General features: G+C 39.6%; 13 protein-coding genes and 3 tRNA genes. All 16 read left to right on the top strand.

What is annotated here, in order from left to right; all coding sequences use genetic code 11:
* The first annotated feature begins 10 nt into the window (after positions 1-10).
* Positions 11-1,813, top strand: a complete 1,803-nt coding sequence (locus tag CLV99_RS19200) for a glycoside hydrolase family 9 protein (RefSeq protein ID WP_246032810.1) — start codon at positions 11-13, stop codon at positions 1,811-1,813.
* Between the two features lie 68 nt (positions 1,814-1,881).
* The gene (locus CLV99_RS23425; RefSeq protein WP_246032809.1) at positions 1,882-2,514 is read left to right on the top strand and encodes a polysaccharide deacetylase family protein; all 633 of its coding nucleotides are present in this window, start codon (positions 1,882-1,884) and stop codon (positions 2,512-2,514) included.
* Positions 2,515-2,592: 78 nt separating this feature from the next.
* A complete protein-coding gene (gene murQ / locus CLV99_RS19195; protein ID WP_133586127.1) occupies positions 2,593-3,411 on the top strand; it encodes an N-acetylmuramic acid 6-phosphate etherase in 819 nt (272 codons plus the stop codon).
* 11 nt (positions 3,412-3,422) lie between these two features.
* Positions 3,423-4,913: a sodium:solute symporter gene (locus tag CLV99_RS19190; protein WP_133586126.1), complete on the top strand. Its 1,491-nt coding sequence runs from the start codon at positions 3,423-3,425 to the stop codon at positions 4,911-4,913.
* A gap of 188 nt (positions 4,914-5,101) precedes the next feature.
* Positions 5,102-5,917: a purine-nucleoside phosphorylase gene (locus tag CLV99_RS19185; RefSeq protein WP_133586125.1), complete on the top strand. Its 816-nt coding sequence runs from the start codon at positions 5,102-5,104 to the stop codon at positions 5,915-5,917.
* A 46-nt stretch (positions 5,918-5,963) separates the two neighbouring features.
* Positions 5,964-7,946, top strand: a complete 1,983-nt coding sequence (locus tag CLV99_RS19180; protein WP_133586124.1) for a putative porin — start codon at positions 5,964-5,966, stop codon at positions 7,944-7,946.
* 236 nt (positions 7,947-8,182) lie between these two features.
* Positions 8,183-8,260: transfer RNA gene (locus tag CLV99_RS19175), tRNA-Val, on the top strand.
* Between the two features lie 6 nt (positions 8,261-8,266).
* Positions 8,267-8,341 (top strand) — tRNA-Val (locus CLV99_RS19170).
* 36 nt (positions 8,342-8,377) lie between these two features.
* Positions 8,378-8,452: transfer RNA gene (locus CLV99_RS19165), tRNA-Val, on the top strand.
* A 6-nt stretch (positions 8,453-8,458) separates the two neighbouring features.
* Positions 8,459-8,776, top strand: coding sequence for a GIY-YIG nuclease family protein (locus CLV99_RS19160; RefSeq protein ID WP_246032808.1), 318 nt, complete (start codon positions 8,459-8,461; stop codon positions 8,774-8,776).
* Between the two features lie 43 nt (positions 8,777-8,819).
* Entirely contained in the window at positions 8,820-9,137 is a 318-nt protein-coding gene (locus CLV99_RS19155) for a GIY-YIG nuclease family protein (RefSeq protein ID WP_246032808.1), read from the top strand.
* A 612-nt stretch (positions 9,138-9,749) separates the two neighbouring features.
* Positions 9,750-12,095: an outer membrane beta-barrel protein gene (locus CLV99_RS19150; RefSeq protein WP_133586123.1), complete on the top strand. Its 2,346-nt coding sequence runs from the start codon at positions 9,750-9,752 to the stop codon at positions 12,093-12,095.
* Positions 12,096-12,122: 27 nt separating this feature from the next.
* The gene (locus tag CLV99_RS19145; protein WP_133586122.1) at positions 12,123-12,356 is read left to right on the top strand and encodes a transcriptional repressor; all 234 of its coding nucleotides are present in this window, start codon (positions 12,123-12,125) and stop codon (positions 12,354-12,356) included.
* Between the two features lie 26 nt (positions 12,357-12,382).
* Positions 12,383-12,925: an RNA polymerase sigma-70 factor gene (locus CLV99_RS19140; protein ID WP_133586121.1), complete on the top strand. Its 543-nt coding sequence runs from the start codon at positions 12,383-12,385 to the stop codon at positions 12,923-12,925.
* A gap of 61 nt (positions 12,926-12,986) precedes the next feature.
* Positions 12,987-13,625 (top strand): hypothetical protein, encoded by a 639-nt coding sequence (locus tag CLV99_RS19135; RefSeq protein ID WP_133586120.1) that lies wholly within the window; start codon positions 12,987-12,989, stop codon positions 13,623-13,625.
* Positions 13,626-13,631: 6 nt separating this feature from the next.
* Entirely contained in the window at positions 13,632-14,840 is a 1,209-nt protein-coding gene (locus tag CLV99_RS19130; protein ID WP_133586119.1) for a hypothetical protein, read from the top strand.
* Positions 14,841-14,973 lie beyond the last annotated feature (133 nt).

The raw sequence follows: 14,973 nt of genomic DNA, 5'->3' as shown, positions 1-14,973 counted from the left end.
TGAGAATAAGATGAAAGCTTTTAATTTAACTTTTTTTCTATTTCTTCTGTCCCTATCCGTGATAGGGACAGAAAAAGCATGGATACGGATAAACCAGCTCGGCTATGTTCCTGATGGTAAGAAAATCGCAGTATGGGTAACAAAAGAGAAAAAAAGCATAAGATCATTTCAGGTAATTGAAGCAAATTCTGGCAAAGCTATTTTTAAAAGTAAAGCAGGTAAGGAGTTTGGCTCTTATGGGTCATTTTCTAAGGGGTATCGGATTGATTTTTCTAAATTTAATACCGAGGGAGAGTATTATCTGAGATCGGATGATGGGACAGAGTCCCCTCGTTTTAAAATACACAAAGGAGTTTATGAAGGAACAGCAGATTTTGTGTTACGATACATGCGGCAGCAAAGAACATTATTTAATCCTTATCTAAAAGATAGTTGTCATACGCACGATGGATTTACGATGTATGCTTCTTCGGTAGGTATGCCTGATAGTACGCGCATTGATGTAGCGGGTGGATGGCACGATGCTTCTGATTATCTGCAATATGCCACAACTTCGGCTAATGCTACTTATCATCTTTTGGCTGCTTATAGGGATTTTCCAGAGGTATTTCAGGATGAGAAAGAAGCAAATGGTTTGGAAGGAGCAAATGGTATCGCTGATGTGCTGGATGAGGCAAAATGGGGACTGGATTGGCTGCTTAAAATGCATCCCAAACCTCATGTGATGTTCAATCAGATTGCTGATGATCGAGATCACACTACATTGCGGCTTCCAGGGCAGGACTCGCTGTATGGAAGAGGGCACGAACGTCCTGTGTATTTTATTGATGGAAAACCCCAACAGCGTGGAAAGTTTATGAATAATACCACCGGGACGAGCTCTACGGCGGCAAAGTTTGCAAGTGCATTCGGACTTGGATTTGATTTATTCTATGAGAAGGACAAGGACTATGCTGAAATACTGAAATCCAAAGCTAAGACGGCTTATGATTATGCGCATATTATACCGGGTGTAACACAGACAGTATCTGTAAAGTCTCCCTATATCTATGCTGAAGATAATTGGGTAGATGATATGGAGTTGGCAGAAGCCTGGATGTATAGGCTGAATACGGATAATCGACATTTGAAGCGGGGCTTGGACTATGCGCGAAAAGAACCCGTGACACCTTGGATGACTCGGGATACGGCAAATCATTATCAATATTATCCATTTATAAACCTAGGACACTACGAGTTGGCAAAAGTAGCAGATAAGAAAGGGAAGGAGGAACTTGCAGCGTATTATCGTCAGGGTATTGACGAAGTATGGGAGAGGGCTAAAGAAAATGTGTTTTACCGTGGTGTACCTTTTATTTGGTGTAGTAATAATCTGACTACCTCTTTTGTTATTCAATGCTTATGGTATAGGGAACTTACCGGAGACAAGAGGTACGAAGAGTTGGAGCAAGCCAATTTTGATTGGCTATTTGGTGTAAATCCGTGGGGTACGAGTATGGTGTATGGTTTGCCGGCGGATGGCGATACGCCTATCGACCCGCATTCTGCTTTCACGTATTTGCACAACTTCCCTATTGATGGTGGGCTTGTTGATGGACCTGTATATACTAACACGTATAAAAACTTAATAGGTATTACATTAACAAAACCGGATGACTATGCCGAATTTCAGAGTGATTTGGTGGTTTATCATGATGATTTTGGAGATTATAGTACCAATGAACCAACAATGGATGGAACTGCTTCCTTGATCTACCTAATGTCAGCTAAAGAAGCTTCAGCTAAGAAAGCCGTAAAAAAAAAAGAAAAGTAGCATCTGAAAAACAACAGGTATCTGATAAATATGGAGCGATTGTACAAGGAGATAGTACACAAGCTCAGGTGAGTTTGGTTTTTACGGGCGATGAATTTAGGGAAGGACTGCCTGTTATTGCAGATGTATTGGGTAAAAAGCAGATAAAGGCGTCTTTTTTTATTACCGGAAATTTCTTAAAAGACGAAGCTAGTGCCAAGTTAGTTCGGCAATTAATAGAAGAAGGACATTATGTAGGACCTCATTCTGATGAACATTTGTTATATATGCCATGGGGGGATCGTAGTAAATTACTTTTAAGTAAAAGGAGGTTTACTAAAGATCTCAAAAAAAATATAAAGCGGTTGGAAGGGCTGGGAGCGAAGAATATTAAGGCGTTTATTCCGCCTTATGAATGGTATAACGTGGAGATTGTACAGTGGGCTGAGGAGCTGGGACTAAAAGTCTATAACTATACTCCAGGATTGAGGACACCTGCCGATTATACTTTTCCTGGAATGGGAGATCGGTATTGGTCTGCAAGTAAGATTATGAATCAATTATGGGACTATGAACGTGCTAACAATCTTAATGGGTATGTTATTTTGATGCATATTGGAACGGATTCCAGACGTGAGGATAAATTGTATAACAGACTGGAAGAATTTATTGATGAGATTCAATCAAAAAGCTATAAATTCGTGACATTGGAAAAATTATAACTGCGTTTTTTTGCATGTTTTTCAAAAAAGTAGCATATTTACGAAATGTTACCAAGTGATAATATATTTTCGGAACCGATGATAAATACAACAGAGAAAGATTCTAACTACCAAGACCTAGACAAAATGTCGGTTCTTGAGTTACTTAATAATATCAATAAAGAGGACAAAACTGTTCCCTTAGCTGTAGAAGCGGCGATACCGCAGATCGAAGCTCTTGTGAAGGTAGCAGTAGAGCGTATGAAAAAAGGTGGTCGCCTATTTTATATAGGTGCTGGTACTAGTGGCCGTTTAGGGATATTGGATGCTTCGGAGTGTCCTCCAACTTATGGTGTGCCTTTTGATTGGGTCATTGGTTTGATCGCCGGAGGAGATATTGCAATACGTAAAGCAGTCGAATTTGCCGAAGATGATATGGAGCAGGCTTGGATTGATCTAGAGGAGTATGCGATCAACGAAAATGATGTCGTGATTGGTATAGCAGCTTCTGGTGGTACGCCTTATGTCATAGGAGGTTTGGAAAAAGCAAATGAGATGGGAATTGCTACGGGATGTATTGTATGTAATGCAAATTCTCCAATAGCAGCACGTGCGCAGTACCCTGTAGAGGTAATCGTAGGACCGGAATTTGTAACAGGATCGACCCGGATGAAAGCAGGTACTGCACAGAAATTGGTGTTGAATATGATCAGTACCTCGGTGATGATTCAGTTGGGAAGAGTGAAAGGGAATAAGATGGTAGATATGCAGCTTTCTAACCACAAATTGGTAGCAAGAGGTGTACGTATGGTAATGGCCGAGACGGGAGCAAGTGAAGAAACTGCAACAACATTGCTTGAGGAATTCGGTAATGTGCGCAAAGCAATCGAAGCCTTTAAAGTAAAACAGCAGCTCTAAAAACCTAAACTATGTCACCTATTATTTTATTATCTTTTTTAGTGATCTACTTTGGCGTCTTGCTGGCGGTGGCTCACTTTACCTCAAAAGGATCGTCCGACAACTCTACTTTCTTCGTTGCAAACCGCAATTCGAAATGGTATATGGTTGCTTTCGGTATGATTGGGACAGCCTTGTCCGGGGTGACCTTTATTTCGGTGCCAGGTGCTGTAGGAGCTTCTAATTTTAGCTACTTTCAGTTTGTACTAGGAAATGCAGTAGGCTTTGTGATTATTGCCTATGTATTATTGCCGCTATATTACAGAATGAACCTAACGTCGATCTATACCTATCTGGAAGAACGATTTGGGCATATGACCTATAAGACAGGAGCTGCTATTTTTTTGGTGTCAAGAACAATCGGATCGGCGTTTCGTCTGTATCTTGTTGCTATCGTGTTACAGCATTTTATCTTTGATGCTTGGAATATTCCTTTTGCGGTAACAGTGATTATCTGTTTGGTGCTTATCTGGATGTACACAAATAAAGGAGGTTTGAAAACAATTATTGTGACAGATACTCTTCAGACTACGTTCTTGATTACTGCGGTTATCCTTTCGATCTATTTTATGGCCAAAGGTCTTGATTTTGGTGTCGTGGATACCTTTGAAGCAGTAAAAGAAAGCTCTTATTCTAAGATTTTCTTCTGGGAGGATTTTGTAGGAAGTAAAGCCAACTTCTGGAAGCAGTTCTTGGGCGGTATATTCGTTACCATTGCAATGACGGGGCTAGATCAGGATTTGATGCAAAAGAATCTGTCGATGGGAACCATAAAGGAAGCGCAGAAAAACATGATTACGTTTACCAGTGTCTTTGTGGTAATTAATATCTTCTTCCTAGCTGTAGGAGCTTTGTTGTATATCTATGCAGAGAAGAATGGTATTGATATTTCGGCATTGGCTACGCGGGATTACTTATATCCTGAGATTGCTTTAAATCATCTCGCAGTATTACCTGCTATTATTTTTATGATGGGATTGACTGCGGCAACTTTTGCGACGACAGACTCGGCTTTGACCGCATTGACTACTTCGTATTGTATCGATTTCTTAAACTTTAACAAGAAGGAAAACCCTAACGATCCAGCGTTGGTCAAGAAGAGAAATTATGTGCATTTTGGTTTTTCGGTAGTGATGTTATTGGTCATACTAGTGTTTAAACTTATCAATAACGATTCGGTTGTAAATGCAATATTTACTGCGGCAAGTTATACCTATGGACCTCTATTAGGTTTGTTCGCATTCGGAATGTTGACGAAGAAAGCGGTAAATGATAAATTGGTGCCTTACATCTGTATCATATCACCTTTGTTGTTGTTCTTGGTTAATACTTACGTGATTTCAGTGCATACTTCCTATGTGATAGGGCTGGATTTAATTATCCACAATGGGTTGATCACGTTCTTGCTGTTATTCGTAACATCACCGGGACAAGCAAGCGAGAAAGCGCTTTCACACAAATAGTTTATCTCATTTAGGGATATAAGAGACCTTCAAAAGGTGGCGATCATAGCCTTCTTTTGAAGGTTTTTTTGTTTAGCCGGGGGATGTAGTAAACGGAGGTTGTTTTTAACCTTAAATAACATGTACAACAAAGAAAACTTCGATTTAATAAGTATCTTTATTCTATATTAACTGTTATATTATACGATATGTATCATTTGATTGACGACACCGTTGCTTCAATTCGCCGCAAAATTGGAGATTTTACACCAGAGTTTGGAATTATATTGGGAACAGGTCTTGGAGGCCTGGTCGACGAAATTGAGATTGTACATCAGATTATGTATGCTAATATTCCTAATTTTCCGATATCAACAGTAGAATTTCATACTGGCAAACTCATATTCGGTACGTTGAATGGAAGAAATGTGGTAGCAATGCAAGGTAGACTGCATTATTATGAAGGGTACAGTATGCAGGAGGTAACATTTCCGGTAAGGGTGATGAAAGTACTGGGTATAAAAAAGCTGTTTGTGTCGAATGCGTCGGGATCTTTGAATCCTGACATTAGAAAAGGGGATATCGGTATTATCGATGACCATATCAATCTATTGCCTGATAATCCATTGCGCGGTTCAAATGATGCTAGCTTTGGTCCACGGTTTCCGGATATGAGTGCACCCTATGATAGAATGATGGTGGAGCAAGGCCTAAAAGTTGCGGCACAACTTGGAGCTAGGGTGCATAAAGTGGTATATGTGTCCACTCTCGGGCCGAATTTGGAGACTAGAGCTGAATATCGCTATATGCGTATTATAGGAGGAGACATTGTGGGAATGAGTACGGTGCCTGAGGTTATCGTAGCTAACCATATGGGATTGCCCGTTTTTGCGCTGTCTGTAATCACCGATGAGGGGTTTCATAGGGATTTGAAGCCTGTTTCGCTTCAGGAAATTGTTCGGGTAGCTGCAGAGGCGGAACCAAAAATGACTTCTATTCTAAAAGAATTAATCGGCATGCAGTAAAGTCTAATTTATCCTTTATTTTTGCAGGTATATTTAAAAAGTATTCATGAATAGTAGTCTACGTAGTGTTTTTATTGTCTTGATGTTCTTGGCTTTCAGTTTCAGGGGCGTCGCGCAGGAGGAAGAAGGGTTTAGTAGTGCTTTAGACTCGGCGAGGGCTTTAGAAGATAATAAAAAGGACTCTGTTGTATTTTCGGCTAAGTATGTGCGCTACGCAACGCTTGATATGTTGAAGTATGCAACCTACACGAAGCAAATCGATACTACACATCATAATTTTCAATATTTCAATAAGCAGAACCTTCCTTGGAATCCAAGCATAAACCTCGGGTCGTATGGATTGGCGACAAGGGATCTGTTGTTTACCCCGGATAAGCGTATTGGTTTCCAACCTGGTTTCCATGGGCTAGAGCGGTATCTTATCACCTCAGATTCTGTAAATTATTATCGTGCCAGGGCCAGGTATTCGGAGCTGTATGCTGTCGGGTTCTTCTTTGATGATCAGGTTTTTAGAGCCAAATTAGCGCAGAACATAAATCCACAGTGGAATATAGGAGCAGAGTATCATGCCGCGAATACAGAAGGGTATTACATGAACCAAAACTATGCTGATAGGAAAGGTGCCGTATTTTCTTGGTATGAGTCGCCCAGTAAGCGTTATAATATGCTTACAAACTTTACATTCAATAAATTGGATGCTACAGAAAACGGTTCGGTAACTAACGATAGCTTATTTAGGGACCCTAAAGTTGGGGCTTTATACAGTGTGCCAGTGCGTCTTACTGGCCAACAGAAGAATCGACCTTATACGAAATGGACGGACTATGGTTTGTTTTTGAGGCAATCTTATTATCTAGGACGTTTAGATACGTTGCATAAGGGACAGCCAGAGATGGAGATACATCCTACGAATGCAATTGCCCATAACTCTTCGTTTCGCCAGCGAAAATATACTTTTTTTAAGAATGAAACGGATAGAAACGAGGCATTTCCGTTCGGGAATGCAGAGCTTGTAAATGATACGACCAGTATCACAACGATAAGCAATGAATTTACTTATTCTTTCTACCTTAGAAATAAATCGTTATTGAAAAATGAGGCTAAATTGAATCTGGGATTTCAAAATGATTTAATCTGGTATAAGGATAGCTTGACAAGTGATTTTTTTCAGAATAGTACGATAAAGGGAGAGTTGACTTATAAGTTTAGCGACCGTATTGATGTAAGGGTGTCTGGGGATCAGATTGTAGTGGGCAAGAACTTTGGCGATTTCTTGTATGAAGCAAATGCTGATATCGCTATGGGAGATAAGATAGGTGTGATTTCATTAGGGGCTTATACACAGAATAAGTCTCCAGAAATGGTATTCAATCGGATGAATTACACTTATCATCAGTGGTCACACGACTTTGATAAGACTAAAACGCAGAATCTTTCTTTTATGTATAGTAATAAAGTGCTAGGATTCAGTGGGAAAGTTGAGTACTTTCTGATGAATAAGTATCTGTATTTTAAAGAAGTAGACAACCCGGAAAATAATGAACGCTTGGACCGACTTATCGAACCTACTCAATCAGGAAACTTGAATTTATTAAAAGTAACTGCTGCCCAGAAGTTTAAATTCGGAGAATTTACATTGGATAATAAAGTCGTGTATCAGAAATCTGATGCAATGGCGGTATTGATGACTCCAGAGTTGTATACGTGGCATAGTTTGTACTATAGTGGTTTTTGGTATAATGTGTTGGATTTTAGGATCGGTACGGATGTTCGATTTAATACGCCGTTCAGAAGCCCTTCCTATGCTATAAATGCAGGACAGTTTTATTATGATAATACAGGTATTGAATTTTCAACGTACCCGATTGTGGATTTTTGGATCACCGCGAATATCCAACGTGTAAACTTGTTTATAAGTAGCAATTTTACAAATCAGTACATAGCGCCTAAAGGATATTATACAGTGAGAAGATACCCTATGAACCCTGCCAATTTCAGATTTGGGGTTTCCTGGAAATTTTATGATTAAAATTATCTGATTGTTTTATAGTATATTGTGATAGTGTTGATGAAAAATATTGCTTAAATATTTTGAAAATTAAAATTTAGACCTATATTTGCACACGCAATCAGGGAAAGAGATTGTGAGTTCTTAGAGAAGATAAAAATTAAAAATGGAGAATTAGCTCAGCTGCTTCAGAGCATTCCGACTTGTCGGAAGTGTCACTGGTAAAAGAGTTACTTCATTCTTAAACATAATACAATGGAGAATTAGCTCAGCTGGTTCAGAGCACCTGCCTTACAAGCAGGGGGTCACTGGTTCGAACCCAGTATTCTCCACCAAAGCCCGGAGGATTAGCTCAGCTGGTTCAGAGCACCTGCCTTACAAGCAGGGGGTCACTGGTTCGAACCCAGTATCCTCCACATAGAGCATCAAGTGATTGATGCTTTTTTTTTACCGGGAGTTTAGCTCAGTTGGTTTAGAGCACTACCTCGACAAGGTAGGGGTCACTGGTTCGAGCCCAGTAATTCCCACAAGATTTGAAAGCATCAGTTTACTGGTGCTTTTTTGTTGTTGACCAATTTTTTCTTTCTATGTTTACCGTATATATTCTTTATTCCTCGACTTTGGATAGTTATTACGTTGGGTTTAGCGTTAATCTCGAAGATCGCTTGCGTAGGCACAATTCATATTCTAAGGGGTATACCGGTCGTGCTAAGGATTGGTGCGTTGTGTATCGTGAAGTTTATGAAGATAAAGCGACCGCCATGGGTCGAGAGAAAGAGATTAAAAGTTGGAAGAGCCGTGTCCTTATTGAAAAGCTGATTCGTACGTTTGGTTTAGAGCATCCCGACTAGTCGGGAGTGGTCACTGGTTCGAGCCCAGTAATTCCCACAAGATTTGAAAGCATCAGTTTACTGGTGCTTTTTTGTTGTTGACCAATTTTTTCTTTCTATGTTTACCGTATATATTCTTTATTCCTCGACTTTGGATAGTTATTACGTTGGGTTTAGCGTTAATCTCGAAGATCGCTTGCGTAGGCACAATTCATATTCTAAGGGGTATACCGGTCGTGCTAAGGATTGGTGCGTTGTGTATCGTGAAGTTTATGAAGATAAAGCGACCGCCATGGGTCGAGAGAAAGAGATTAAAAGTTGGAAGAGCCGTGTCCTTATTGAAAAGCTGATTCGTACGTTTGGTTTAGAGCATCCCGACTAGTCGGGAGTGGTCACTGGTTCGAGCCCAGTAATTCCCACAAGATTTGAAAGCATCAGTTTACTGGTGCTTTTTTATTATTGACCAATTTTTTCTTTCTATGTTTACCGTATATATTCTTTATTCAGTCACACTGGATTACTACTATTGTTGATCTCGCTTTGATATGATCAGATTGCTTTGTTGTCATTCTTTCTCCTACCAATGACAGATTACCTATGATGAGCTCACAAGCTCGGTTTACAAACGATGCCGTCATCGCGAGCCTACGACCGCCGAAGGCAGATGCTTAGCAAACCGATCTATGAGCCATATATCGTAAAGCCCTTTTTAAGATTGCTTCGTCTCCGCCTACTGGCTGGATCCTCGCAAAGACGGATTAAAGTTACGTACCGTCATCAAACCTCCTCTGTGTTTGTTAAAAAACTTACCTCTGGCAATGACGTCGGGAAAAGACTTCTGAAATCCCATGCTCCTTTTCTGTTAGAATAATAAACACCCAATGTTTTTTGAAGGAATAATTTTTGAAAAGGTTCGGTAAAGACCTTACTGAGCAACTTATAGGTAAACAGTTAATTTATACTCAGTCTAAATTTAAGACTTTTAGTTTGCTACATGAGGCTTTATCTTTTATTTCTTTTATCCTTTATCTATTCTTCGAACCTTACGGCTCAGGTATCTTTATCAGGCAAAGTCTATTCCCTTCAGGGGAGAGCTTTGGATCAGGTGAATGTGCAATTATTGTCCCTGCCGGATTCTTCCATTTTTATGGAACGGAAGACTACCGAAGACGGAGCCTTCTCTTTTAATCTGAATAAGCCAGGTGATTATGCACTACGCTATTCGCACGTTGGTTATGAAACTTTATTGAGTAAAAACTATAGATTGGTGTCAGGAGAAAAAGCTACGGCTATTCCAGTCATGCTTGTACTTCAGTCAGTAGAACTTGACGCTGTCTCTGTCAAAGGGAGGGCTCCTGCTGTTCGGCAGTACATCGATAAGATGGTGGTTGATGTTGCCGAGAGTGTAGTCAGTGAGGGTAACAATGTGCTGGAGCTTCTCGAAAAGACCCCTGGGATTGTTTCGGATGGTAAAGGTAATTTTTCCATCCAAGGAAGGACTGGTGCAAAAGTGAAAATAGATGGAAGGGATATTTACCTTTCTGGAACGCAGCTTGCCGCTTTGTTACGTGGGATGCAGGCTTCTGATATCGCTAAATTGGAACTGATGGCCAATCCTTCGTCGAAAGAGGATGCTTCTGGTACAGCAGGCTCTATTAATATTGTAACCAAGAGAAATCGCAGGTTAGGTTTTGGAGGTGATTTATTTGCCCGAGCGGGGCAGTCACGCAGACCGGAGGGCAGCTTGGGCGGCGGAATCCACTTTAAAAATAATAGACTTAATACTTTTTTCAGCGCATCAGTGGGAAGGGAAGAATCTAAACAGAACAGCGTCACTGAAAATAGGTTCTATAGTAATGGCGAATTGACTCGAATTCAAACCCAGAAAGAGGAAAAAAGACTATCACCAGGGAGATATCATAGCGTACGTACAGGCGCAACCTATGAAATTGACACGAATAGTACCATAGAGGCAAGTATAAATTGGATTAAGGGAACGTTTATTTCAAACTCAGCCGTGAACACTAGGACTGAGGCTGTAGGTGTAACTACTGATGCTCAAACTTCAAACACATTTGATGAAGGGTACAATAACCTCACGTTTAATGTTAACTACAATAAGAAATATTCAGGTGATGATCATTTTCTGAAGGTAAACCTTGACTATGCACCACATACGAATAGGTATGACAATATGTACCGTACAGAGTTTTTGAATCATGCTGGAGCGGCAGAAAAGATATCGGCAAGGAAGAATGTCCAGGATCTAAGTAATACGACTTACACAGCCCGTATGGATTACAGTAAGCCCTATGCTAACTCTAAGCTAGAGCTAGGTTATAAGTTCACTCATTTCTTTATTGATAATAGTGTTCAGAACGATACGCTGGATCAATATAAGTGGACTGTTGACAATAATAGTTCTAACGATTTTCAATATACACAGCATGTGCAAGCAGCTTATTTTATCTATTCTGGTAAGAGTGGCAAATTTGAATATCAAGCTGGATTGCGTGGTGAATATGCCTATATAGAAACTGTACAGAAGACTTTAGATAAGAAGAATCGAAACAATTATATGGATGTCTTCCCTAATGCTTTTGCGCTATATCATTTCAATGCCAATAATTTTTTAAGGACTTCTTTTGGAAGTCGTATAGAACGACCGGGAGATCACGATGTAAACGTTTTTCGGGTGTATGAGAATGCTTTCTCTTACTATGAAGGGAACGCTGATTTAGAGCCGGAGAGAAGTTATATTGTTGAGGTTGGGCATGGATTTAAGAATAAGTTGTTTACGACACTGTCGACTAGTTATGGCAAGAACGTGATTACATGGATAACTAGAGCGGCTGAGGACGAAAATGTGACCTTTAGTACTCCAGAAAATATAGGCCGTTTCATTAATTATAGTGCGAGTGTGATGTACAATAGTTCATTTACCTCATGGTGGTCAGGCAGCCATTATGTCAATATATTTCACAATAAGTATACAGGTGAGGTAGATGGAATTGATCTGGATTCAAAGGGGGCTAGTTGGGCATTCAATTCAAAACATACCCTACAGTTGAAATGGGGGATGAGATCGGAAATGTTGGGGTATTATAACTCAGGGGTGACGACTGGAGTACAGCGTAAGGAAGCTACCTATGGAGTTGATCTTGGGGTCGAAAAAAAGCTGTTGGGAGATCGGGCTATGATCAAGCTAGCGGTCAATGGTCTTATTCGAAATGGAAATCCTCGATTGACCAGTATATATGACAATCTGATAATGACCCATTCAAGCTATCCTGATAATAGAAAGGTTTTATTGTCCCTTAGCTATCGCTTTGGAGCGTAGTGTGTGTGGACGGAAATTCGATAGAGTATGAGTAAAACAGAAAAAGCAGTAATTGCATTGTTGCAAGAGAAAGACATCTTTATGGATGTAGAGGAGATTTTTTTGTTGTTGAATCCAGCAAGTAAATGTTATAGCTATGCGGCAGTATACCATAGTGTGCGGACTTTGAAGCAAAAGGGAATTATTGTGAGTGAAACACGGCCGTCCGAGCGACGAAAATATTTTAGGATCAATAGTGGCAGCTATGGAATTGAATCGTAAATATTATTTATAATAAATCTAAATAAATGTATATTTGCGATGATTTGGAACCCCCTCATAGCAATACAAGTATATCGATCAATGCAGAGACATTCGAGCTTCTTTTTCAGCAATACTGGAGAAGGATGTATGTATTTGCCTTAAAAACCATGGAAGATGAGGATGAAGCGAAAGAGATCGTTCAGGATGTTTTTAAATCGTTGTGGGAACGAAAAGAGACATTAAACATTAAAGATGTCGAAAGATACCTGCTAAGATCTGTCAAATTGAAATCGTTGGAGCACATTAGAAATAAATGTACCCGGCAACGCCATCACGACGTGATACAGACACAGTCTCAGGTTATGTATGAAGATGAACAACTACAGGTTAAGGAACTGGCTTTTAAATTGAATGCTATCGTTGAGGGATTGCCTAAGCAATGTAAAAATGTGTTTAAAATGAGTAGAGAGCAGGGACTAACTAACAAAGAAATAGCACAAATTCTACTTATTTCTGAACGCGCAGTGGAATATCATATTAGTAAAGCCTTGTTTGTATTACGGACCAATCTTGCAGAACAGGAGTGACAGAACAATAGATAATTAACAGGATAGTTTTATATTTTGTATTTTTGCATATAAGGTAAAAATGGATATCAATAAAGCACTTTTGGAAAAATATGAACTTGGTCAATGTAATGACGAAGAGCTTGCTGCTGTCCATGCCTGGTTAGATGCTGAGGATTGGGGGGATCTGGATATGGAGAAGGATGTTAATGAAGCGATCAAGGATGGAATGTGGGCTGATATTTCGTCATCTGTAGGTACTGCACCAATAGCTCAGACTGTGTTGTCGACCCCTCGGATATCTACTATTAAAAAATATTGGCTTACTGTTGCCGCAGCTTGTATCGTTGCGATAATAGGAGGTTATTATTACTCGCCTGAAGAGGACCTTGCCGTGTTTCAGGCAACCAATGTGGAGCCAGATGTGATTTCTTTTTCCAAAGACCATTTTGATGTTGTGCTAAGCCCCAATAGCGAAGCGAATATTGATTTCGAATCAGGAAATATCTCTTTGACAGGGAATATTATACTGCGACCTAAACGTGATTTTGTGCTGCAGGATGGACGGAGTAACGAGTCCTTTAACTTCAAACAGGGCGAGGTGTATTTTGTCTCAGAGCGTGAGGAACAGAAAAAACTCATTATTTTGTCAAAACGGGAAATGATTTTTTTGCCACCAGTTATGCAACGTAGAATTAAGCAACAATTTCATATTTCCTAGTTATTCATGAAGCTTTTCCGCCCTTCTTTATACTTTGGTTTGCTGTCTGTTTTAGGCCTGCTTTTTTCGTGTGTATCTCCAGATTCTTCAAAAGAAATTTTGCCTGAATATGCTTTGTACCTTTTGAATGAAGATGGATCTAATACATTTTTTCTGAAGGAGAGCTTACAGGATACAGGAAAGAGTCTCGAAATAGACGTGCCTTCAAAAGAGTTTACACGAGAGTATATCCAAAAAAAGGGAATTTTCTATCATTTTAAGGAGAGGAACGATTATTTCATCCGGTATCAGCTCGATGCCAACAATCAGATGGTAGCGACAGATTCTATTTTATTCAAGGATGGCTATCTGGAGAACTACCTTTGGAAAAACGATACAGATACCCTATTGCTTTTTACGGTAGAGAAGAAAACTACAGCTCATGCTCGGATGTATGTAGTGGATACCAAAAATTTTACCCTATTAAGGGAAGAACCGTTGCCGTTTCCTTCTTCCATAGTGGATTTTAACCTTTTGAGTATTGGGGTGGTCGACTTTGTCGATGATAAGTTATGGATTGCCTATTGCTACTCAAAGTTTTTGACGGCCGACGATTACACGACATCAGATACAATGTATTATGCTACCCTTGATTTTTCTTCATTGGAAGTCTTGAATCTGCAGAAGGATACGCGCTCTTCTTATCCCGGGGGGATCAACACGGTACAAAGCTATAGCGCCCGGAATGAGCAGGGAGATTTTTATTTTATGAGCTGCCCTGGCGTAGCACTTGGTAATAATCTAACAAAACCTACCGCTATTTTTCGTAAGAAAAAAGGAATGCATGAGGTCGATACCTCATATATGTTGGATATCTCCAGCATCATTCATAATCATGCTTATGGTTTTTGGTACATTGGCGACCAAAAAGCAATCATAAGGAGTGAGCAACGGAATCTATATACTGATTTTTCAAATCACCATTTAACTTTTCAGTTCGAATATTACCTTGTGGACCTTTCCACAAAAAAGCTAGAGAAAATAAACATCCCATTGGATAAAGGGACCCGTAAAGAGAATGTTCTGGTCCAAGGGAATGATGTTTATTTTGCAATTGATAGTGAGGGTAATAAACACGAAATATGGAGATATGCCATTGATAATGGACAAGTAGAGAGAATATCTTCTGTGTCTAATTCAGCTAGTTATATTCTTCGTCTGGGTTTTCTAAAATAAATTTCCCTTTTTCTTCTTGACCGCCTTCGGTTTAATTGCAGATAAGCTACATACTTATGTGTAATTAATCTAAATAATGTTGTTGGAATTTATTCTTACTCCTAGTCTGTTCATTTGTAAGACTACATTTTTT

The organism is Sphingobacterium yanglingense (genome assembly GCF_004363245.1).
Taxonomy (GTDB): Bacteria; Bacteroidota; Bacteroidia; order Sphingobacteriales; family Sphingobacteriaceae; genus Sphingobacterium; species Sphingobacterium yanglingense.
This window is presented reverse-complemented; position numbering and strand designations above follow the sequence as displayed.